Below are 22811 nucleotides of genomic sequence, written 5' to 3'. Positions count from 1 at the left end.
CATGACCGCAGCCACCCTCACAGCCCCTTGGTACAGACACCGCTGGCCCTGGATCATCATCGGCATTCTCGCCTGTTCGGTGACGTTGACCCTGTCGATGGTGACGATTGCCGTCAACCACCCGGACAACCTGGTCAGCGACAACTATTACGAAGCCGGCAAAGGCATCAACCGCTCGCTGGACCGCGAACTGCTGGCCCAAACCCTGAAGCTGCGCGCCACTGTGACGCTGGATGACGTGACCGGTGAGGCTGATCTGCGCCTGACCGGTGACAGCCAGCCGGAAACACTGGTCATGAACCTGATTTCACCGACACAACCGGAAAAGGACCGCAAAATCGTCCTGGCCCGCGTGCCTGCGCAACCGGGGCGCTATGTTGGGCAATTGAGCGACAACGTCGAGGGGCGCCGTTTCGTCGAGCTGCTGGGCGTGGAAAACAGCCAGACCTGGCGCTTGTTCGAAGAAGAAACGATCAGCCGCGACAAGGATCTGGTGCTGGGCGACGAACCGATTCAGGGTGTTGAAGCTCATAAGAAGTGATGACGTGAACGCACACACCGCTGCACCCATCCCCTGCTTCCACTGCGCCCTGCCCGTCCCGTCCGGCGGGCGTTTCAGCGCTATCGTGCTCGGTGAGCGTCGCATTTTCTGTTGCCCCGGTTGCCAGGCGGTGGCGCAGGCCATTGTCGCCGGAGGTCTGGAACATTATTACCAGCATCGTAGCGAAGCCTCGACCAACCCACAGACCTTGCCCGCACAACTGGCCGACGAGCAGGCGCTGTACGATCGCCCTGATGTTCAGGCGCCGTTCGTGAAGCATGACGCCAGCCTCGCCGACACCACGTTGCTGATCGAGGGCATCACCTGTGCCGCCTGTGGCTGGTTGATCGAACGCCACCTGCGCACCCTGCCCGCTGTCGCTGAAGCGCGCTTGAATGTGTCGACGCATCGCCTGCACCTGCGCTGGGACGATCATGAGTTGCCGCTGAGCCAGGTCCTCAATGAAGTGCGCAGCATCGGCTACGTCGCGCATCCCTATCAGCCGGATCATGCCAACGAGCAACTGGCTCAGGACAACCGCCGCAGCTTGCGCCAATTGGGTGTCGCCGGGCTGCTGTGGTTTCAGGCGATGATGGCAACCATGGCCACCTGGCCGGAATTCAACATTGACCTCAGCCCAGAGATGCACACTATCCTGCGCTGGGTGGCGATGTTTCTGACAACACCCATCGTGTTTTACAGCTGCGCGCCGTTCTTCAAGGGCGCTCTGCGGGATCTGTGCACTCGCCATCTGACGATGGATGTCTCGGTTTCGCTGGCCATCGGTATGGCCTATCTGGCGGGGATCTGGACCGCGATCACCGGTATCGGCGAGCTGTATTTCGACGCGGTGGGCATGTTCGCGCTGTTTTTGCTGGCCGGGCGCTATCTGGAACGCCGCGCCCGTGAGCGAACGGCGGCCGCTACCGCGCAACTGGTCAATCTGCTGCCCCCCTCCTGCCTGCGGATCAATGACGACGGCCAGAGCGAACGCATCCTGCTCAGCGAACTGCGCCTCAATGACCGGGTGCAGGCGCAACCCGGTGCCGTGCTGCCTGCCGATGGTCGTGTGGTGTCAGGTCAATCCAGCGTCGACGAGTCGCTGCTCACCGGCGAATACCTGCCGCAACCTCGCGTCCCGGGCGATGCCGTGACTGCCGGGACCTTGAACGTCGAAAGCCCGCTTACCGTGCAAGTGCTGGCACTGGGCAGCGACACTCGTTTGTCTGCCATCGTCCGTCTGCTCGACCGCGCGCAATCGGAAAAACCGCTTGTGGCGCAGATGGCGGATCGGGCGGCCCAGTGGTTTCTGCTGATTTCACTGCTCAGCGCACTTGGCATTGGCCTGCTGTGGTGGCAACTGGATCCGCAGCGGGCGTTCTGGATCGTGTTGGCCATGCTGGTCGCCACCTGCCCCTGCGCGCTGTCACTGGCTACGCCCACCGCCTTGACGACCGCGACCGGCACACTGCACGGCCTCGGCCTGTTGCTGACCCGAGGGCATGTGCTCGAAGGGCTGAATCAGATCGATACCGTGATCGTCGACAAGACCGGGACCCTGACAGAAGGCCGTTTGACGCTCAAGGCCGTTCACCGCTTGGGCCGTTTGACCAGCGACGATTGCCTGAACCTGGCCGCTGCGCTGGAAAGCCACTCCGAACACCCGATTGCCCGCGCGTTCGGGGTGTCGGCGTTGAACGTCGAGCAGGTCATCAATGAGCCGGGTTTGGGGCTGGAAGGCCTTATCGATGCGCGGCGGGTACGGATTGGCGACCCCGTGTTCGTCGCTTCACTCAGCCATGGTTCACCACCGAAGGCGCCCGACGAACCGGGGCAATGGCTGCTGTTGGGGGATGATCAGGAAGTCCTCGCGTGGCTGGTGCTGGACGACCGTGTACGCAACGACGCAGCGGCGCTGATCAATGCGTGCAAGGCCCTTGGCTGGAAAACTCTGCTGTTGTCGGGGGACAGCTCACCGATGGTCGCCAGCATCGCCGCCCAACTGAAGATCGAGGAAGCCCGAGGCAGCCTGCGTCCGGACGACAAGCTGCAGATTCTCCACCAGCTCAGATCAGAGGGCCGCAAGGTGTTGATGATCGGCGACGGGGTGAACGATGTCCCCGTAATGGCCGCCGCAGACATCGCCGTGGCCATGGGTTCGGCCACCGATCTGGCCAAGACCAGTGCCGATGCGGTGTTACTGTCCAACCGCTTGCAGGCGCTGGTTCAAGCGTTTGCCATTGCCCGACGCACACGCCGTATCATCATCCAGAACCTGCTTTGGGCCGGGCTGTACAATGGCGTCATGTTGCCCTTCGCCGCGCTGGGCTGGATCACGCCCCTGTGGGCGGCGGCGGGCATGTCGCTCAGTTCGCTGGTCGTGGTGCTCAACGCCCTGCGCCTGATGCGTGCTCCGAGCACTGAAATATTGCCTGATCCATCGACCCCGGAGGCCCGATGCCTGCGCTCTACGTCATGATCCCGGTGGCGCTGTTGATCGTCGCGGTGGCGATCTACGTGTTTTTCTGGGCTGTGGACAGCGGCCAGTACGACGACATGGACGGCCCGGCGCACAGCATTCTGTTTGATGATCAGGACCCCGGTCATAAGGCGGGCGTGGATGAGGCGTCAGGAAAAGAAGTTCCAAGTGAGAAGAAGATCGGGTGAATTGTTCAGAAGTTGCGGTGCATCTAACGACGCTTGCCCGCGATGGCGTCACAGCAGACAACATTTATTTCAATGACTGCCCCCATGCCTGACCTCCTCCCCCAACTCCTCTGCGCCCTCATTCTCGGCCTGCTCGGCGGCGGGCACTGCCTGGGCATGTGCGGCGGGTTGATGGGCGCGTTGACCCTGGCCATTCCCAAGGAACAACGCAGCCGACGCTATCGCCTGCTATTGGCCTACAACCTTGGGCGCATTTTCAGCTACGCCTGTGCTGGTTTACTTATCGGTCTGGCAGGCTGGGCGGTCGCCAACAGCCCCGCTGCAATGGCGTTGCGGGTGATCGCCGCTTTACTGCTGATCTGCATGGGCTTGTACCTGGCCGGTTGGTGGAGCGGGCTGACGCGCATCGAAGGTCTGGGTCGCTGGTTGTGGCGTTACATCCAGCCACTGGCCAACCGCATGCTGCCCGTGTCGAGCCTGCCCCGCGCCTTGTTACTCGGCGCATTGTGGGGTTGGTTGCCGTGCGGGCTGGTGTACAGCACCTTGCTGTGGTCGGCCAGTCAGGGGAGCGCTGTTCACAGTGCGTTGCTGATGCTGGCGTTTGGTGTCGGCACCTGGCCGGTCCTGCTCGCGACCGGTCTGGCCGCTGAACGCACGACCGCCCTGCTCCGGCGACGAGGCGTGAGGGTCGCAGGCGGGGTGCTGGTGATGCTGTTCGGCATCTGGACGCTACCTGGGCCGCATCAGCATTGGCTGATGGGGCATTAAATCGTTCTACCGCTTCGAAACATCTCTTAAAACTCGCGATCACCACCGGTCTGTATGGCAATTGCCGATTCAAGTGCACATCCGTACACTGCGCAACCTTTTGTTACCGGTGGTCCCCATGCTGTTCGTCCTGCGTATGTCGCTGATGGCGGTGCACTTCATCCTTGCAGGTGCCCTGGGCTTGGCGCTTGGCATCTGCCGTCCGTTCAACCCCGACAACAGCCGCCTGTGCGCGCGCCTTTATGCGTTGCCTGCGATGTGGATTCTGCGCCTGCGCCTGAAAGCCGAGATGGGTGCGCAGTTCGACCGCTCCCGCCCATGCGTGATCGTCGCCAACCACCAGTCCAACTATGACCTGTTCGTGCTCGGCAACATCGTGCCGCCACGCACAGTCTGCATCGGCAAGAAAAGCCTCAAGTGGGTGCCATTATTCGGCCAATTGTTCTGGCTGGCAGGCAACGTGCTGATCGACCGTGGCAACCCGCTGCGCGCGCGTCTTTCGATCCGCCAGACCACCGAAACCCTGCAACACAAGGACACCTCGATCTGGGTCTTCCCGGAGGGTACGCGCAATCAGGGCAAGGGCCTGCTGCCGTTCAAGCGCGGCGCCTTCCAGATGGCAGTCGATGCGGGCGTGCCGATCGTCCCCGTCTGCGTCAGCACGTATGTGCGTGACATGCAATTAAATCAATGGGATAGCGGCCAGGTGATGATTCGCGCCTTGCCCGCCCTCTCCACTGTCGGCCTGACCAGCGATGACATTCCCGAGTTGATCGCTCGCTGCCACAGCCAGATGCAGACGTGCATCGAGCAGATGGACCGGCAATTGCGTGCACCTGAAAGCGAAGACCAAACCGCCGCTGAACGAATGGCATAAAACCCTCGAACTCGTTGAAATCCGCTGACTCTGATTGGGAACGTAGCGCTAAGCTGCAGAGACGTTCCACCTAAAAGAAGAAGCGAACCATCATGGGCCGAGTTGTCGCTGCTGCCGTTTACAGTGCCGGAAAGAAAGTCACCAACATCACCCTCGACGAAGGGGCTGTTTGGGCTGCCAAGCCCGGGCATTTCGTCTGGATAGGCCTGGAGCAACCCAACGCTCAGGAACTGGCCTCCCTGCAAAAGCAGTTCTGTCTGCACGAACTGGCCATTGAAGATGCGCTGGAGGTCCACAGTCGTCCGAAGCTGGAAACCTTTGGCGATGCGTTGTTCATCGTCACCTACGCGCCAATCCGAGAGAACGGCAAGCTGATCTTCATCGAGACGCACATCTTCGCTGGCAAGGGCTACATCATTACCTCGCGCAACGGCGATTCGAAATCTTACGGGTTAGTGCGCCAACGTTGCGAAGCGCGACCACTGCTGCTGGAGCATGGCGAAGACTTCGTGCTGTACGCGCTGCTGGATTTCGTCACTGAGAACTATCAGCCGGTCACCGAGGCCATTCATTGCGAACTTGAAGAGCTGGAGCACAGCGTACTGAGTACGGAACTCAACGAGGCCGATATTCATCGCATCCACGCGCTGCGCCGCGATCTGCTGCGACTGCGACGCTATGTGGCGCCGATGGTGGAGATAGGCGAAGAGTTGCAGAAGCTGAGCTTCCCCTTCATCGACAAGAACATGCGCCCCTATTTCCGCGATGTAGAGATCCACGTAAAGCGGCAGATGGAAGACTTGGCCAACCTGAGGGACATCGCCAGCCAGACCATCGAAATCGGCCTGCTGCTGGAGTCTTCACGTCAAAGCCTGACCCAACGCAAATTCGCGGCATGGGCGGCGATTCTGGCGTTTCCCACGGCGATTGCCGGGATTTACGGGATGAACTTCCAGAACATGCCGGAACTGAGCTGGCACTACGGTTATTTCATCGTGTTGGGGGTAATTCTGGGCGGGTGCGGGATCTTGTTCGCGAGCTTCAAGCGGTCGGGGTGGCTGTAAAATCGTCAATTCACCGCACAGGGATCTGACACTCTGCAATTCCCTGTGGGAGCCGGCTTGCTGGCGAATACGGCGTATCAGTCAACATTCAAGGGACTGAACGGACGCTTTCGCCACCAACGCGGCTCCCCAGGAGAAATGCATTTGCGCTCAAGAATGCTTTCAATCAGTCAAAGACATCAGGCAGTGGCTGGCTTATTCGCCACAAACCGCATCATCCACTCCGCCACCGTCGTCCCGTGGTGCTCTTCTGCAAGGCTGGCAATACCCTTGCTGTACACCTGCTCACCCAAGGCTTCCTGTCGAATGTCGAGCAACGTGCGCGAGTAGTCGTGGATGAACTCGGGGTGGCCCTGGAAACACAGCACCTGATCATTGATGTGGTACGCCGCGAATTGGCAGAAATCGCTGGAAGCAATGACCGTCGCGCCTTCCGGCAGTGCGGTGACCTGATCCTGGTGACTGATCAACAGCGTCAGCTTGTCCATCGCCGGGGTCATCCACGGCTGGGCCGGGGCCAGGTCGTAGTGATGAATACCGACACCCCAGCCCTGGGTCGCGCGTTCAGTCTTGCCGCCCAGCAGCAGGGCCAGCAACTGATGGCCGAAGCACACGCCCAACAGCTTGTCGCCGCGTTTGTAGCGCTCCAGCAGGTAGGTTTTGAGGGTTTGAATCCACGGGTCAGAACCGAACGAATCCGCCTTGGAACCGGTGACCAGATAGGCATCGAAACGCTCGTCATCCGCCGGGTAGTTGCCTTGCATCACGTTGTAGACGACGAACTCGGCCGGGATCGGCTGGCGGGCGAACAGCGACTCGAACATGCGGCCATAGCCGGTGTATTGATCGACCAGTTCCGGGCGAAGAACGTCGGTTTCCAGAATACAGATGCGTAACGACATAAAAATACCTGAAGCGACAAGGCGAAAATGCACACGCCCAAGCCTGCCTTGAAGCCCGAATCAAGGCAAGCACCGTTTGTGTCATGGGAGTGTCATTGGCTGAACCGGCGCTGTCGGAATCCGCTACCGATAGCCCTGCGTCCTCCTGTGGGAGTGCACGCGTCAGAACACCTTGCCGTTCAGGGCTTTCTCCAGCAACAACGCCGGAGGCGCGAAACGCTCGCCATATTGCTCGGCAAGATGCTGCGCGCGGGCGATGAACGCTTTGAGGCCATATTGATTGATGAATTGTAACGCCCCGCCCGTCCACGCCGGGAAGCCAATGCCGAACATCGAGCCGATGTTGGCGTCGGTGGTCGAGCACAACACGCCCTCTTCCACACAACGCACGGTCTCGATGGCCTGAATGAACAGCAGCCGGTCGCGAATGTCCTGCCCGGCAATCTGCACTTCGGGCCTCTCGAAGCGCGCTTTCAGCTCCGGCCAAAGGCGTTTGCGCGCACCGTCCGGGTAATCGTAGAAGCCGCCGCCCGCTGCCTTGCCCGCCCGTTTGCATTCATTGAGCAACACGTCGATGACCCGCGTGGCCGGATGCTCAGGGACCGTTACGCCCTGAACTTCCAGGTCGTTGCGCGCCTGCTGGCGAATATGGCTCATCAGGCTCAGCGACACTTCATCCGACACCGCCAACGGCCCGACGGGCATGCCAGCCTTGCGTGCTTCAGTCTCGATCATCGCTGCAGAAATGCCTTCGCCGAGCATGGCGATGCCTTCATTGGTGAACGTGGCGAACACCCGCGAGGTGAAGAATCCCCGGGCGTCGTTGACCACAATCGGCGTCTTGTTGATCTGCTGCACAAAGTCGAAGGCACGAGCGAGGGTCATGTCGTTGGTCCGCTCACCTCTGATGATTTCCACCAGCCGCATCTTGTCCACCGGGCTGAAGAAATGCATGCCGATGAAGCGCTCCTGCCGACTGACCGCTGTCGCCAGGCCGGCGATCGGCAAGGTCGAGGTGTTCGAGGCGATCACCGCATAAGGCACCACCACCTGTTCGGCCGCAGCGCTGACCTGCCCTTTCAGTTCGCGGTCTTCGAACACCGCTTCGATGATCAGGTCACACCCTTCCAGATCACTGTCCCGCCCTGTGGTCTTGATCCGGGCCAGAATGGCATCACGCTGCTCGGGTTTCATTCGCCCCTTGTCGACCTGCTTGGCGAGCAGCCTGACCGAGTAATCCTTGCCCTTCTGCGCGGCGGCGAGGTTGATGTCCTTGAGCACCACATCGACCCCGGCCAGCGCGGTGACGTACGCGATACCGCCGCCCATCATCCCGGCACCGAGAATGCCGACCTTGCGCATGTGATAGACCGGCGGCGCCTTGGGCCTCGCCTCTCCGGCGTTGAGTTCATTGAGCTGGAACCAGGTGCCGATCATGTTCTTGGCGATCTGGCCCGTGGTCAATTCGGTGAAATAACGGGCCTCGATTTTCTCGGCGGTGTGGAAATCCACCTGTGCGCCCTCCACGGCGGCAGCGAGGATTTTTTCCGGTGCGGGATAGCAGCCTTGGGTCTTGCTGCGCAGAATCGCCGGGGCAATCGCCAGCATTTGCGCGACTTTCGGGTGTGCAGGCGAGCCGCCGGGCATCTGAAAACCCGGCTGATCCCAGGGCTTGCTCGGTGCGGGATTGGCCAGAATCCACTCACGGGCCTTGTTCAGCAGATCATCAGCGTCAGCGGCAATCTGGTCGATCATCCCTGCCTTGAGCGCCTGCTGCGCACTCAGCGCTCGGCCCTCCATCAACAACGGCAAGGCCTTTTCCAGCCCCAGCATGCGCACCAGCCGCACTGTCCCGCCACCACCAGGCAGCAAACCCAGCGTGACTTCGGGCAAACCCAGGCGCACGTGTTTCTCGTCGAGGGCGATACGCTGATGGCAGGCCAGGCACAGCTCCCAACCACCGCCCAACGCCGCGCCATTGATCGCCGCGACCACGGGTTTGCCGAAGGTTTCCAGTGCACGCAGTTGGGCCTTGAGGCCCATGGTCATCTGGTAAAACCATTCGGCTCGCGAGGGCTCGACCTTGATCAGCTCGTTCAGATCGCCACCGGAAAAGAAGGTCTTCTTGGCCGAACGAATGATCACACCGACGATGCGCTCTTTATCGGCCTGCAAGCGCACCAGCGTCTCATCCATCGCCAGGCGGTAGGTTTCATTCATGGTGTTGGCCCGCTGGCCGGGCATGTCCAGCGTCAGCGTGACGATCTGATCGGAACCGATTTCGTACTGGATGGCGTCAATCATGCGGTCGTTCTTCCTGAAGCTGTTTTATATGAACATCATGCAAAACCGCGTCTGCCCGAAGGGCGTAGGAGCGTGGCTTGCCCTTCGGGCAGACTCAATAGCCCGCGCGCTCAATGATGGTCGCAATGCCCATGCCACCGCCCACACACAACGTCGCAAGGCCATAGCGCAACTGCCGCGCCTCCAGTTCATCGAGCAAAGTGCCGAGGATGATGCAGCCTGTCGCCCCCAGCGGATGCCCCAAGGCAATCGAGCCGCCATTGACGTTGACCTTTTGCGGGTCGACGCCCATGTCCTTGATGAACTTGAGCACCACCGAGGCAAAGGCTTCGTTGACTTCGAACAGGTCGATGTCTCCGATCGTCAATCCCGCCCGGGCCAGGGCCTTGCGCGTGGCCGGCCCTGGGCCGGTGAGCATGATGGTGGGATCGGTGCTCGTCACCGCAGTGGCGACAATACGCGCCCTGGGCTGCAAGCCCAGCTCTCGACCCTTCTGTTCGGAGCCCAGCAACATCAACGCGGCGCCGTCAACGATTCCCGAGCTGTTACCGGGCGTATGAACGTGGTCGATGCACTCGACATGGCTGTACACCCGCAACGCCGTGGCGTCGTAACCCATCTGGCCGATCACCTCGAAGCTGGGCTTGAGCCTGCCCAGCCCCTCCAGCGTGGAATCGGCACGAATGAACTCATCGTGATCGAGCAGCAACAGACCGTTCTGGTCCCGCACCGGCACCAGCGAGCGCTTGAACGCGCCACTGTCTCGAGCGATGGCGGCCTTTTGTTGGGAGTTCAAAGCGAATCGGTCGACATCCTCGCGGCTAAAACCCTCAAGGGTCGCGATCAGATCGGCGCCGATGCCTTGCGGCGTGAAGTGGGTGTGCAGGTTGGTCTGCGGATCGAGTACCCAGGCCCCTCCATCACTGCCCATCGGCACGCGCGACATCGACTCCACGCCGCCGACCACGACCAAATCCTCGAAGCCGGAGCGCACCTTCATGGCCCCCAGATTCACCGCCTCAAGGCCTGATGCGCAAAAGCGATTGATCTGCACCCCCGCCACACTGATTGCCCAATCGGCCACCAACGCGGCGGTTTTGGCGATATCGGCGCCCTGATCGCCAACCGGCGTCACGCAGCCCAGCACGATGTCGTCCACCTGCGTGGTATCCAGACGGTTGCGCGATTGCAGTTCACGCAACAGCCCCGCCAACAGCTCCACCGGTTTGACGCTGTACAGCGCACCATCCGCCTTGCCCCTGCCCCGTGGCGTACGCAGCGCGTCGAAAATGAAAGCGTCGGTCATTCTGCCCCTCACTGGACTGCCATTTCTTTGTCTGCTGACACACTAACGGTCACACAGAGATGTTCAATGATCGAAGTGCTCAGCTCACTTGACTGTGATGAAGGTTAGCTCGTTGTGGGAAGTTTCGGACTCGGACGAACGGTAGTGAGCTATCGGAAAGCGACCTTTTCACCTCAAGGTGTCTAGGACAGGAATATTGCGTGCTAGCCAATGGCCTTATCACCATTTTTCCTAACCAGATCGAATTATTCATACCAAACCGATCTAAGCAGCGTCGCACGCGGGCTCTAAGGTTAAGTCTGTAGCAGTGGCGCCATAAAAATGATGCAAACAGCGCCGCGTCACCGGTTAATTGATTGGGGGCACCTGCTCTCCGGATTTCACCTAGGCCAGCTGCCGCTTCCCTTTTCAGGGATGCAGGTGGGCTTTTGTCGCTCAGGAATAACAAAAAAAGGCATACGCCATGTTCAAGCATTCGAAAGTACGTCAGGCAGGGCTGATTGTTTTTGCCACCACACTGTTGTTGATTTTGCCGAACCTGTCCCGATTGTTCGGTTGATCTTTTTCTCTTTGGCCTTGCCACAGAGCGCATTTGTGCCACCCTTTTTCTCATCGGAAAAGAGGGATGCACACATGCGTCAGTGGCTGGCAGTTTTCGCACTGGGTTTAAGCGTGGCCGCACAGGCGGGGCCGGTTGAACAGGCCCAGGCGGTGGCGGCCATTCGGGATGGCAAACTGGCGATCGATGTGCGCAGTCAGAGCGATTACGAAGCGGGCACCATCCTCAATGCCGTGCGCGTCGATGACCGGCGCCTGGTTCCACAGATGAAGCAAGTCATGACCGACCGCAACCTGGTGCTGGTGGTCTTCAGCGCAACGGAGGCCAGGGCCAGCAAGGCGCAGGACATGCTGATAAAAGCCGGTTACACCAGTATCATCAACGGCGGCGCCTACGACGAACTGCACAACGCGCTGTACGACGTCACCGACGATCCTGCGGAGTAACCCTCATCTTGCGTTCAATTCTGATGCTGGCTGGCGTCCTGCTGGCCCTGCCCGTTCATGCTGCACAACTGACCCTTGATCTGGGCACCGCCAAAGGCACCCGCACGTGGGACACCGAGCAACTGCTCAAACATCCGCAGGCCCGGGATATCGATATTCCCCAGGACGTGTCCTATAAGCGCGCGATGCATTATCGCGCCGTGCCCGTAGCGGCGTTGCTGGAGGGGGTGACGAACGACGCCCACCTTCAGGCCATCGCCACGGACGGGTTCGCAGCAGAAATGCCCGCCGCCCCGCTGCTGCAAAAAACCGGCTCACAGGCCTGGCTGGCGATTGAAGACCCCGCGCATCCGTGGCCGGGGCTGAGCCAGGACAAACCGAGCGCCGGGCCGTTCTATCTGGTATGGACCGATCCTGCGGCCAGCAACATCAGCCCGGAACAATGGCCTTACGCGGTGGGTAAGATTCGCCTGTTGGCGTCGGTGGCCGAACGCTTCCCCGCGCTGCTGCCTGACCCGAAACTGGCGGCTGAAGACCCCGTGAACAAGGGCTTTGCGCTGTTTCAGAAGAATTGCTTCGCCTGCCATCGCCTGAATGGCGCGGGGGATTCACAACTGGGGCCGGACCTGAACATTCCCCATAACCCCACCGAGTATTTCGCCGGGGATTATCTGAAGCTGTACATCCGCAACCCGCAAAACCTGCGTCAATGGCCCCAGGCCAAGATGCCTGCGATCACGCCGGAGGTGTTATCGGATGAGGAACTGGGGCAGGTGGTGAGTTATTTGAAGCAGATGGCGGGGCGTAAGGTCAGCCAATAATTCAATCGTCGACGCCAATCTCCTGTGGGAGCGAATTCATTCGCGATGCGGGCGTACATCCGACACAAATGCGTCGTATGCACTGACCTCTCGCGAATGAATTCGCTCCCACAGGTTATGATGGCAGGGCAGGCATCAACAGCGACATCCGACCTTCAAGACTGACGCTGCACCTGCATTTGCACCACCGGCTTGGCCACCGGCGCAGACGGCGACACCACCACCTTGGCATGCATCTGCTCGCAACCACCACCACGGCGCATGCCGCGCACCGGGCAGGCGTCCAGGTAATCCAGCCCCACCGCCAGCTTCAGATGACGCTCGGGGATGGCCAGTTGGTTGGTCACATCGAAGCTGTACCAGGCGTCATCGATCCAGGCCTCGGCCCACGCATGACTGGCCAGGTGGTCGCTGCTGTCGCTGTACAGATAACCCGACACATAACGCGCCGGAACGCCCAGGCTGCGCGCGCAGGCGAGAAATGCGTGGGTGTGGTCCTGACAAACGCCTGCCCCATTGGCAAACGCCTGCGCCGCGCTGGTGTCGACGGCTGTTGCACCTGGCGTGTAAACGATGTGCTGATTCAGCGCCTGCATCAGATCGATCAGTGCGTTGCGGTCGGTGTGCTTTTTCGTTTCCTTGGCCGCGAATGCACGAATGGCTTCGTCCGCTTCGGTCAGGCGAGTGAAACGCAAAAACGGCAGTGACGACTGGCTCTCATGCTCGGCTTCACGCTTCTCGTCGATTTCAACTTGCCCGCGTGCACCGATGACAATGGCCTCGTGGGGTTCATCCATGGTCAACACGTGCAGGATGTTGCCGAACGGATCGACTTGCGCTCGCACCGGCCGCGGCAATGCCAGTTGCCAACTGAGCACTTGCTGGCGCTCGCTGTCATGTGGCGTCAGACGCAAATACTGGATGCTGGCGCGGACCTGATCGTCGTAGTGATAAGTGGTCTCGTGGCTAATGGACAGTCTCATGCTGCCTCCAGATAAGAAGTGTGGATAACGTTTCCCAGTTGGGCCAGCAGCGGAATGAATTCGTTCAACCATTCATGCAGGCCTTCGTCAAGGATTTCGTCGATGCCGGTGTACCGCAGGCGGGCATCGAGTTCGGCGGCCAAGCGTTGGGCCGGACGCCCGTTGGCGCCCGGTAGAGTGGACAAAATCATGTCCAGCTCTTCAAGGCAGGCGCGCAACGAACGCGGAATATCCGCGCGCAACAACAGCAGCTCTGCCACCTGACGCGCACCTGGCGCGTCGCGGTAGACCTCGGTGTACGCCTCGAACGACGACAGCGCACGCAACAAGGCACTCCACTGGTAGTAGCCCGCCGCCGAACTGTCCGCCGCTGCGTTGGCAGACGGCCCGCGCAGTTCGAGCATTTCATAACGGGCATCGAGCATGCGCAGGGTGTTGTCAGCGCGCTCGATGAACGTGCCCAAACGAATGAAACGGAACGCATCGTTACGCATGATCGTGCCGTACGTGGCGCCACGGAACAGGTGCGAACGCTCTTTGACCCACTCGCAGAAACGGCTCATGCCGTAGCGGCTCAAGCCCTGCTCGGCGATCCCGCGAATTTCCAGGTAGGTCGAGTTGATGTTTTCCCACATGTCCGCAGTAATGCGCCCACGTACCGCGTGGGCACTGGCCCGCGCCGCCGCGAGGCAACTGAAAATGCTGCCCTGATTGGTGGCATCCAGCGCGAAGAAATGCAGCAGACGCTCGGCATGCAGATCACCGAAACGCTCGCGGTAATCGTCCAGGGTGCCGGTGATCAGCAGCGGCATGGCCAGTTCATTGAGGCCATCGCCGCGCCCGTCCTGGGGCATCAATGACAACGAGTAGCTGACGTCGAGCATCCGTGCGAGGTTTTCCGCCCGCTCCAGGTACCGCGACATCCAATATAAATCCGAGGCAGTTCTACTTAGCATTGGCAGGCTTCCTTAATCCTCGACCACCCAGGTGTCCTTGGTTCCGCCACCCTGCGACGAGTTCACCACCAGCGAGCCTTCGCGCAAGGCGACTCGGGTCAGGCCACCGGGTACAACGCGGGTTTCACGGCCAGACAACACGAATGGGCGCAGGTCGATATGTCGCGGGGCGATGCCGTTCTCGACGAAGGTCGGACAGGTCGACAGGGACAAGGTAGGTTGAGCGATGTACGCGTGGGGTTTGGCGATCAGCCGCGCCCGAAACGCTTCGATTTCCGCTGCGGTGGCGGCAGGACCGACCAACATCCCGTAACCGCCGGAACCCTGGGTTTCCTTGACCACCAGATCGCCCAGATTGGCCAGCACGTGGGACAGTTCTTCAGGCTTGCGGCATTGCCAGGTCGGCACGTTTTTCAGGATCGGCTCTTCGTCGAGGTAGAAACGGATCATGTCGGTGACGAACGGGTAGATCGATTTGTCGTCGGCGACGCCCGTGCCAATGGCGTTGGCCAGCACCACGTTGCCCGAACGATAGGCCGACAACAGGCCCGGCACGCCCAACATCGACTCAGGGTTGAACGCCAGAGGATCGAGGAAGGCGTCATCGAGGCGGCGATAAATCACGTCCACCGCTTTCGGGCCATCCGTGGTGCGCATGAACACGCGGTCGTCGCGCACGAACAGGTCGGCGCCTTCCACCAACTCAACGCCCATCTCCCGCGCCAGGAAGGCGTGTTCGAAGAACGCGCTGTTGAAACGCCCCGGTGTCAGCACCACCACACTGGGGTTATCCAGCGGGCTTGAGCTTTTCAGGGTGTCGAGCAACAGGTTCGGGTAGTGGTCGATAGGGGCAATGCGCTGTGCGGCGAACAGCTCCGGGAACAGGCGCATCATCATCTTGCGGTCTTCGAGCATGTAGCTCACGCCGCTGGGGGTGCGCAGGTTGTCTTCGAGAACGTAATAAGTCCCGTCGCCATCGCGCACCAGATCGACCCCTGAGATGTGGGCGTACAGATCGCGGTGCAGGTTCAGGCCCTGCATTGCCAACTGATACTGCTCGTTGGCCAGCACCTGCTCGGCAGGGATGATCCCGGCCTTGATGATGCGTTGATCGTGGTAGAGGTCGGCGAGGAACATGTTCAGCGCTTTGACCCGCTGAATGCAGCCGCGCTCGACCACACGCCACTCACTGGCGGGGATGCTGCGAGGAATCGTATCGAAGGGGATCAGACGCTCGGTCCCCTGCTCGTCACCGTACAACGTGAACGTAATCCCGGCGCGATGAAACAAAAGATCGGCCTCACGCCGACGCTGAGCCAGTAACTCAGGTGGCGCTTCGCCCAGCCAGCGGGCGAATTCCCGATAATGTGGCCGGACAGCGCCGCCCACATCGTACATCTCATCATAAAAGGTGCGGATCATGCCGTACTCCTTGTCACCATGGACCCATGGACCTTCGCAAGGCCCGTGCCAGCGGCATAAACGCTTTTAAATCAATGAGTTGAATAAAACAGCAGACGCCTTCGCACCATTCCTGTGCAAGAAGCGCCCTCACCCATTCCCCTACGCTTCATGGAGAAGCGTCCCGCCACCGAGAATTCTATTACCAGCATAGCCAGAGTTGATTTCCCGACTTGAGTTTGTTTACGGATAATCGCGCCATCAACGCAGACAACCTCGCTCCAGACTGCACGAGCGACGTTTTTGTGTTCCCGGATTGTTCAACGAAATTCCCTTTACGCCGCTCGTACCCGAGCGGCTTTTTTTTGCCCCGATTTGGCTGCCGGAAATGCTGGGAGTTCCCGGTTCTTTCTCGTCTTGGGCATCTGTAGCAGCACGGCTTGCCGACGGTGGCGATCTTCAGGACGCTGCCGTCGGCAAGCCGTGCTGCTAGAGAGCGTTTTGCGGGCACGCCAGTCGATCAATGAAACCGCCTGACCTCCTGTTTCACGCCCCAACCCTCGACCTCTCCATCCAGGCCGAAAATCGCGCTCTGCAAGTCCTGTTCGAAATCACCGATGCCATCATAAGTCGCGTACATCACTTTGCTCACTTGCAGGTGCCACGCACCGTCCTCACGGGCGTTGATCTGAGTATTGAGGGATTCGCCACGAAACTTTTCCGCAGCCTGACGCGCCCGCTCTTCATCCGGGAAGACGGCATAGAACTCGATGGGGTAGATGCGTGCGAAGTCGAAACCGCTTTCTTTCATGCGGCGCAGTACGTGACTGCTGATGTCTTCTTGATAGGTCGTGCTCATGAAACGTCCTCCTATACAACGATAGATAGAGTTTCAACGATCCCGAAACGCCTCATGTGGAAGCGCCAAGCGGCAGATCCTCCGCCACCCGGGACTCAAGCATGTCGCTGACAAGGCCGATGCTGCTGTTACAAAAAGAACATCAGTACACGAGCTGGCTCGGGTAGATGCTCCACCGGCCTTGTTTGCAGATTACGCCCATTATCAACGCGTTGCCAATCGGCAACGCGTGGTTATTTCACAGGTTTTTCAGTGGGCCTCGACGATGGAAATGATCTGCACCGCATTCTGCTCCTTGAGTGTCCTGACGGTCGGATCCTGAGTTCGCCCTTCCAGATCGTTCAGGTCGAGCTCGTGAGTGACCGGGAACAGACGCGGGCGCAATCGCTGAGCCGCCTCTTCTTCACTGGGACGCTGCTCGGATTCAAGATCAAGGCTCTGCTGCACGCCGTCCTTATCGAGAAACGCAATAGTCCAGACTTTCATCGATGTCTCCTCAGTCGGAGCCGGAAACCGGCCTAATGATCTTGACCCTGCCCTGCCAGCGGCGTTCCACCGGTATGAGTCGCACACTGACGTGACTGCCCACATGGGAACAACATCGTAAAAACGTGTCTGGAACGAGGCTTGCGCACCCGAAACCTATACAAAGGTGGGATACCCCCTGCACGTCTGACTGCCGATACTGCGCGCCCTCGACGCCTCTCCCTGCGGCGCTCTCTCTGGAGTCCTACATGCTTACCCGCCCTACCCGGCAGCGCGCGCTGCTCGGCCTTGGAACACTGTCCCTGTGCGCAGGCCTGATGCCCGTCGTCCAAGCCGAAGGCTTTCTGGAAGACAGCAAAGCCAACCTCGAATCACGCACGATGTACTTCAACCGCGATTTTCGCGACGGCAGCAGTTCCAACCCTCAGGGCGCCTCGAAACGCGAAGAGGCGGCGCAGGGCTTCATCCTCAATTTCCAATCGGGTTATACGCAAGGCCCGGTAGGGTTCGGCATCGACGCACTGGTGATGGCCGGTTTCCAACTGGATTCCAGCCCCGACCGCAGCGGCACTGGCCTGCTGCCTTCCAGCGGCAGCGACCCACGCGGCTCGAAGGGCCAGTACGCCAAAGCGGGCGCAGCGGCCAAGGTCCGCGTCTCGAAAACCGTGTTCAAGTACGGCGCGATGATGCCTGACGCGCCTCTGCTGAAGTACAACGACGGACGCCTGCTGCCCACGATGTTCAACGGCGGCATGCTGACCTCTGAAGACCTGTCCGGCTTCAAACTGATGGCGTCGCGGCTCGACCACTACACCGCCCGTGATTCCACCGATTCTCAGGACATCCGCCTGAACAGCAAGAACAAGCGCTATACCAGCGACATCACCGGCAACCACTTCGACATGTACGGCGTCGACTACACGATCGCGCCGGGCCTCGTCGGCCAGTACCACTACGCGGCGCTGGAAAACGTCTATCACCAGCACTACCTCGGTTTACTCGCCACTCAGAAAATCGGACCGGGCACCGGGTCTGCCGATGTGCACTTCATCAAGAGCCACGACGACGGCTCGGCGCGCGCGGGCGAAATCGACAACCAGGCCTTCAGCGCCCTGCTCGCCTACGCACTGTCAGGGCACAAAGTGACCATTGGCTGGCAGACCATGATCGGCGACACCTCAATGCCGTATCTGGACGGCACCAACCCGAACCTCGTGAACTACATCCAGGTCAACGACTTCGCCGCAGCGCAGGAACGGTCGTGGCAGTTGCGGTATGACTACGACTTCAAGGCCATCGGCCTCAGTGGTTTGAGCGTCATGACCCGTTACGTCAACGGCGACAACATCAAGGTGGCGGGCAGCGACAGCGAAGGCAAGGAATGGGAGCGCGACAGCGAGGTCAAGTACGTGGTGCAGAGCGGGACCTTCAAGGACCTGAGCGTTCGCCTGCGCAACGCGACCTTCCGCAGCAACTACGAGAAGTTTGCCCGGGATGTGGACGAGACCCGGTTGATTCTGAGCTACAACTTTTCGGTGCTCTGACACGCTCAAATATTGAGACTGGAACACAATCCCTGTGGGAGCCGGCTTGCTGGCGAATACGTCGGATCAGCAAAATCTTCATTGACTGACACACCGCCTTCGCCAGCAAGCCGGCTCCCACAGCAGACCGAAGTGCTGCAGCCGCCATTCACAGATCGAACGGCAACGACCACCAACAAAAACGCCCCGATATCGGGGCGTTTTTGTTGAGGCGGGTTTATTGCGGCTTGGCGTCCTTCACCCCTGCCGTGTTGTCCAGCAGGCTCTTGGTCGCAGTCTGCAGGAAGCTGTCGAGCTTTTTGCGCAGCTCGGCCACATCCGGAGCGTTTGGCTCCAGCTCGGCGTGAGGCTTGGTGCCCAGTTCGTAGTGGTAGATTTTCGGCTCCATTTCCTTCGGTTCGATCAGGATGCGGTTGCCGGTCACGATGGCCACCGTCTGCTCGCTGCCCGACGGCTTGATCACGCCGAAGCCCAGATCGCCCGCAGGCAGGTTCAGCAAGTCACGGCCCCAGCATTGGTGCACGGTGTCGCCACCCAGGCGGCCCATGATGGTCGGCACGATGTCGATCTGAGTACCGACGATGCTGCTGCGCTTGCCGAACTTGTCTTGCAGGCCAGGCGCGATCATCAACATCGGCACGTTGAAGCGACCCAGGTCCATTTCGGTGATCTGCTCGTTGTTGCCAAAGCCGTGGTCGCCGACGATGACGAACAGGGTGTCCTTGTAATAAGGCTCTTTCTTGGCCTTCTCGAAGAACTGGCCCAGCGCCCAGTCGGAGTAACGCATGGCCGTCAGGTGCTCATCCAGCGTGCCATGCCCGGTCACGCGCTCAACCGGCAGGTTGGCAGGCAGCGCGTAAGGCGTGTGGTTGGAGAGGGTTTGCAGCAGCGCATAGAACGGCTTGCCCTTGGCTTCGCGGTCTTTCAGTTCCTGAGCGCCACGGTCGAACATGTCCTGGTCGGATACGCCCCACGTCGGGTCGGAAAACACCGGATTGACGAAGTCGTTACGGCCGATGAAGTTGGTCATGCCCTGGTTGCTGAAGAACCCGGACTGGTTGTCCCAGGCGAAGTCGCCGTTGTAGACGTACACGTCGTCATACTTGCGCGCGCTCAGCAGTTGCGGCAGGCCGGACAGCTTGTGGCTGCCTTCCGGGGTTTGCATCAGGTATTCGAAACCCGGCAGGTTCGGGAAGCACGCCATGGTGGCGAACATGCCCTGGTGCGTGTGGGTGCCGTTGGAGAAGAAGTGGTCGAACAGCAGGCCTTCTTCAGACAGTTTGTCGAAGTACGGCGTGATGTTGGATTCATCGCCCAACGCGCCCACCGAGTGACCGGCGAAGCTTTCCATCAGGATGACGACGACGTTCTTGATCGGCAGCGTGTTGCTGGCAGGCGGGGTGAACTCGCGACGGATGGCCGCCTTGTCCGAATCGACCAGCTTGTCATTGGCGGTCAGCAGCATGTCGCGCACGGTTTGCTGCGCCTCTGGCTGCGGCAGTGTGGCCTTCCAGATGTTATCGCGGTCTTCGGACATGCGGCTCTTGGCAGCAGCGAGCAGGGTCAGCGTGCCGTTCAGGCCCAGGGTGTTGGCGAAATTGGATTCGGTGGTGTAGGCATCCCCCCAGCGCAGTGGCGGGCCTTGACGCAACGTACCGCGCGCGGCGACTACAGCGATCAACAGGCAGACCACAAATACGCCGACGCGGGTGTACCACGGGGCAACAGCACGGTTGCTGGAGCTGCCGATGTTGAAACCACCCCGTGGACGGGTCGCACGGTCAATGCCTTTGAAGACCAGACTCAACAGCCAGGTCAGCAACGCCCACGCCAACAGGTAGCGCACTACCGGGTAGCCGTACCAAATCATGCTCAGTACGGTTTTCGGGTCTTCCTTCACGTACTGGAACACCAGCCCGTTCAGGCGCTGATGGAACTCGCGGTAGAAGTCCATTTCCATCAGGCCGAAGAACGTGGTCAGGCTCGCGACCAGCGTCAACCAGAAACGGAAGAAGCCGCGTGCCGCCATCAGCCGGGCACTGAACAGCGCCAGCAACAGCGGAATCAGGATGTAGACCACCAGACGCAGGTCGAAACGCAGACCGTTGCCAAATGCCTCGATGAATGTCGAGGCAGGCGTGGCGCCGATGCCTTCACGGTTGTAAACCAGCAGCGCCACGCGCAGCAGGGTGTACAGCACCATCAACGCCAGGCCACTCAATAATGTGTAAGCCAGGTGCGATTTGACGGTAGGTTGCGGCGCGCGCGCCGGGGCGTCCGGTTTGGCCATGAGTCTTGGGATCCGTTGGATTCAGGTTTATGTGTGTTAAAGCCGGTGCAGTCCGTGGCATTGAAATGCAGCACACGACTGCGGGGGGCAAATAGTACGTGATCGCCCGGTGTTTACCACCAATGCGCTGCATTCTTCATGGGCACGCACGGGATAAATTCAGGATTCGTTCAGCCAGCGAACGGCAAGCGGCGGGAATTTTCTCGAAAAAGCAGTGAAAATTCCGTTGTTTGAGTAGAGCTCTAATATTTTCTTACAAAGAACGCCTGACCCACCGAAGCGAATCAGGCGTTGATGTTCCAGCCGTTTCCGGTGCGACGCTAGACCCGCACATCTCCCCGCGGACCGGCAATCGCCCAGATGATCAGGCCAAGCACGGGCAACAGTGCGATCAGCAAGACCCAGAGGATCTTCATGCCGGTTTCTGCACCGCTCTTCAACACATTGAGGATGGCCCAGATGTCGAGGGCCAGAATGATCAATCCAACCAGACCATTGAAGGTGGAACCCATGGTGACGCTCCTTATTGAAAGCTTGCCCAGTTAGGAGTGGTGCCGTTGAATGAGGGTTCCGTGAGGCGGGCGGGATATTTGCGGGAGGTGAATATCGCCCCTGATATTCAATACCGCACAAAACGGTAGCAGCATGGCTTGCCTGCGGTGGCGTCCGTAAAACCGCCGCCGCCGGCAAGCCGGGCTGCTACAGAACGATGTACTCAGCCGTTACACCTCTTGGGCTTTGAGCGCCTCCAGGGCAGGCTCGATCAGAATACCCAGTTCAACGCCCAACTCCATGACCCGCGACTGGTCGTTGCCGTACACCAGCACCGTCTGCAATTCGTCATCCAGCGGTTCGCTCAGGTTCATCAGCACGTACCCGCCCATCTCCTTGTTCATGCTGCTCAACTGGATCTGAATGCGGTTCAGCGCGGTCAGCGGCTCGGTTTTGGCCAACTGTTTGGGCTTGATATTGAAGGCCACCTGAGGGCCAAACGACGCCGTGATCTCGGTGAACAGGTCCATGTAGTTGTCGGCCTGGAACATCACGGTTTCCGGCAGGCTGCCCACCACTACCCACTCCCCCAGCGGAATCGGGAAGGTGTCGTCGTAATTGACATCGGGGTTGGCGGCCAGGAAAGCGTCAGGATCGGCGTAAGCCTGCTCGGCTTCGTCGGCAATCTTTTCGATTTCCTCGTCGCTCATGCAGCCGGAGCTGATCTTGCTGATGAATTCGAGGAGAGAAGCTTTCATGGCATGGGTACTCGGGCGCGAAAAAACAGGCGCGAAGGATAGCGGGAAATCCTTCGCAGCTCTATTCCTGAGGTCGGCGCATCAAACGCTTAAGCGGGCCAATTGCTCAGCCGTTTCGGTGGCGCCCATGGTTTGTGCGGCCATCAACGGGGTCACACCCTTGGCATCCTTTACATTGGGATTGGCGCCTTGGGCGATCAGGTAGTCGACAATCGCCGTCCGGTTGAACATGGCCGCCATCATCAAGGCCGTTCGGCCATCGGCCGAAGCCCCTTCAACGTCTGCTCCGCCTTCGACCAGAATCCGTACCACGTCCAGATCGCCTTTGAAGGCTGCCCCGGCGATCGGGCTTTGACCATTGGCATTGCGAATTTCCGGATCTGCCTTGTGCTTGAGCAGCACTTTCACAGCGTCCTGGTGGCCGTGATAGGCAGCCAGCATCAACAGCGTGTCGCCTTTGTGGTTACGCAGGTTGGGGGTCAAGCCGCTTTCAAGCAAGCGGTCCAGCATATTCGCATCACCGGCACGGGCGCGGTCAAACACCTGTTCGGCAAATTCCAGCGCTTCTTCGTCCGACATGCGTGTGGGGCTATCCGGTTTGTTGGGGGTGTCAGACATTTCATCTCTCCTGAGGCGCACCCGGCAGGGTGCACTTAGCCAATACTGCATTGTGCTGCACACACCCTCTGATCTGCGCAGCGACGATAAAGTTTGCGCACAATCTCACCTTTCTCACCCGCCAAGCCAGCAAAGGATTTCGATGAAGGTGATAGCCACACCGCCTATC

At 60.0% G+C, this 22811-nt stretch carries 21 protein-coding genes; 9 read left to right on the top strand and 12 right to left on the bottom strand.

The genetic code is table 11. The features are described 5' to 3' along the window. Position 1: 1 nt before the first annotated feature. The 6 genes from ACI5GA_RS24825 (at position 2) to ACI5GA_RS24800 (ending at position 5917) form a co-directional block, all read left to right on the top strand. Positions 2 to 541 (top strand): FixH family protein, encoded by a 540-nt coding sequence (locus ACI5GA_RS24825; protein ID WP_421424670.1) that lies wholly within the window; start codon positions 2 to 4, stop codon positions 539 to 541. A 4-nt stretch (positions 542 to 545) separates the two neighbouring features. Next, complete coding sequence (locus ACI5GA_RS24820) at positions 546 to 3020, top strand: heavy metal translocating P-type ATPase (RefSeq protein WP_421424669.1); 2475 nt, start codon at positions 546 to 548, stop codon at positions 3018 to 3020. Then, a complete protein-coding gene (ccoS, locus tag ACI5GA_RS24815) occupies positions 2999 to 3208 on the top strand; it encodes a cbb3-type cytochrome oxidase assembly protein CcoS (protein WP_421424668.1) in 210 nt (69 codons plus the stop codon). The genes ACI5GA_RS24820 and ccoS overlap by 22 nt, the downstream gene beginning before the upstream one ends. Positions 3209 to 3292: 84 nt before the next feature. Beyond that, positions 3293 to 3976 carry a sulfite exporter TauE/SafE family protein gene (locus ACI5GA_RS24810; protein WP_404633053.1) on the top strand — a complete coding sequence of 228 codons (684 nt, stop codon included), beginning with the start codon at positions 3293 to 3295 and terminating at the stop codon, positions 3974 to 3976. Between the two features lie 118 nt (positions 3977 to 4094). Further along, positions 4095 to 4853 carry a lysophospholipid acyltransferase family protein gene (locus ACI5GA_RS24805; RefSeq protein WP_404633051.1) on the top strand — a complete coding sequence of 253 codons (759 nt, stop codon included), beginning with the start codon at positions 4095 to 4097 and terminating at the stop codon, positions 4851 to 4853. Between the two features lie 92 nt (positions 4854 to 4945). Next, positions 4946 to 5917, top strand: a complete 972-nt coding sequence (locus tag ACI5GA_RS24800; protein WP_421424667.1) for a magnesium and cobalt transport protein CorA — start codon at positions 4946 to 4948, stop codon at positions 5915 to 5917. 179 nt (positions 5918 to 6096) lie between these two features. On the opposite strand, the gene ACI5GA_RS24795 is transcribed toward ACI5GA_RS24800, so the two are convergent. The 3 genes from ACI5GA_RS24795 to ACI5GA_RS24785 all read right to left on the bottom strand — a co-directional run bounded on the left by ACI5GA_RS24795 (position 6097) and on the right by ACI5GA_RS24785 (position 10429). Then, entirely contained in the window at positions 6097 to 6819 is a 723-nt protein-coding gene (locus tag ACI5GA_RS24795) for an amidotransferase (protein ID WP_404633047.1), read from the bottom strand. A 162-nt stretch (positions 6820 to 6981) separates the two neighbouring features. Beyond that, complete coding sequence (locus ACI5GA_RS24790) at positions 6982 to 9123, bottom strand: 3-hydroxyacyl-CoA dehydrogenase NAD-binding domain-containing protein (RefSeq protein WP_421424665.1); 2142 nt, start codon at positions 9121 to 9123, stop codon at positions 6982 to 6984. A gap of 94 nt (positions 9124 to 9217) precedes the next feature. After that, entirely contained in the window at positions 9218 to 10429 is a 1212-nt protein-coding gene (locus tag ACI5GA_RS24785) for an acetyl-CoA C-acetyltransferase (RefSeq protein WP_421424663.1), read from the bottom strand. Positions 10430 to 11062: 633 nt separating this feature from the next. Between ACI5GA_RS24785 and ACI5GA_RS24780 the strand changes: the two genes are divergently transcribed. Together ACI5GA_RS24780 and ACI5GA_RS24775 are read left to right on the top strand one after the other, a co-directional pair. After that, a complete protein-coding gene (locus tag ACI5GA_RS24780; RefSeq protein ID WP_404633041.1) occupies positions 11063 to 11434 on the top strand; it encodes a rhodanese-like domain-containing protein in 372 nt (123 codons plus the stop codon). 23 nt (positions 11435 to 11457) lie between these two features. After that, entirely contained in the window at positions 11458 to 12255 is a 798-nt protein-coding gene (locus ACI5GA_RS24775; protein WP_421425533.1) for a c-type cytochrome, read from the top strand. Positions 12256 to 12410: 155 nt separating this feature from the next. Here ACI5GA_RS24775 and ACI5GA_RS24770 read toward each other — a convergent pair whose 3' ends face one another. The 5 genes from ACI5GA_RS24770 to ACI5GA_RS24750 form a co-directional block, all read right to left on the bottom strand. Next, entirely contained in the window at positions 12411 to 13238 is an 828-nt protein-coding gene (locus ACI5GA_RS24770; protein WP_404633039.1) for a transglutaminase family protein, read from the bottom strand. Further along, positions 13235 to 14194 (bottom strand): alpha-E domain-containing protein, encoded by a 960-nt coding sequence (locus ACI5GA_RS24765; RefSeq protein WP_404633037.1) that lies wholly within the window; start codon positions 14192 to 14194, stop codon positions 13235 to 13237. The genes ACI5GA_RS24770 and ACI5GA_RS24765 overlap by 4 nt, the downstream gene beginning before the upstream one ends. A gap of 12 nt (positions 14195 to 14206) precedes the next feature. After that, a complete protein-coding gene (locus tag ACI5GA_RS24760; protein WP_404633035.1) occupies positions 14207 to 15616 on the bottom strand; it encodes a circularly permuted type 2 ATP-grasp protein in 1410 nt (469 codons plus the stop codon). A gap of 499 nt (positions 15617 to 16115) precedes the next feature. Beyond that, complete coding sequence (locus ACI5GA_RS24755) at positions 16116 to 16454, bottom strand: ribonuclease E inhibitor RraB (RefSeq protein ID WP_404633033.1); 339 nt, start codon at positions 16452 to 16454, stop codon at positions 16116 to 16118. A gap of 249 nt (positions 16455 to 16703) precedes the next feature. Continuing rightward, entirely contained in the window at positions 16704 to 16940 is a 237-nt protein-coding gene (locus ACI5GA_RS24750) for a hypothetical protein (protein ID WP_404633031.1), read from the bottom strand. A 248-nt stretch (positions 16941 to 17188) separates the two neighbouring features. Between ACI5GA_RS24750 and ACI5GA_RS24745 the strand changes: the two genes are divergently transcribed. After that, a complete protein-coding gene (locus tag ACI5GA_RS24745) occupies positions 17189 to 18484 on the top strand; it encodes an OprD family porin (protein WP_421424659.1) in 1296 nt (431 codons plus the stop codon). Positions 18485 to 18701: 217 nt separating this feature from the next. Here the strand turns inward: ACI5GA_RS24745 and ACI5GA_RS24740 are convergent, their stop codons facing one another. From ACI5GA_RS24740 to ACI5GA_RS24725, 4 genes are all read right to left on the bottom strand, one after another. Beyond that, positions 18702 to 20774: an LTA synthase family protein gene (locus ACI5GA_RS24740; protein ID WP_421424657.1), complete on the bottom strand. Its 2073-nt coding sequence runs from the start codon at positions 20772 to 20774 to the stop codon at positions 18702 to 18704. 320 nt (positions 20775 to 21094) lie between these two features. Next, positions 21095 to 21286: a PLD nuclease N-terminal domain-containing protein gene (locus ACI5GA_RS24735; RefSeq protein WP_404633025.1), complete on the bottom strand. Its 192-nt coding sequence runs from the start codon at positions 21284 to 21286 to the stop codon at positions 21095 to 21097. 210 nt (positions 21287 to 21496) lie between these two features. Further along, entirely contained in the window at positions 21497 to 22024 is a 528-nt protein-coding gene (locus ACI5GA_RS24730) for a hypothetical protein (protein WP_404633023.1), read from the bottom strand. 81 nt (positions 22025 to 22105) lie between these two features. After that, positions 22106 to 22642: an ankyrin repeat domain-containing protein gene (locus ACI5GA_RS24725; protein ID WP_421424655.1), complete on the bottom strand. Its 537-nt coding sequence runs from the start codon at positions 22640 to 22642 to the stop codon at positions 22106 to 22108. Between the last annotated feature and the right edge of the window lie 169 nt (positions 22643 to 22811).

Source organism: Pseudomonas sp. Pseu.R1, from assembly GCF_045764065.1.
Lineage (GTDB): Bacteria > Pseudomonadota > Gammaproteobacteria > Pseudomonadales > Pseudomonadaceae > Aquipseudomonas.
This window is presented reverse-complemented; position numbering and strand designations above follow the sequence as displayed.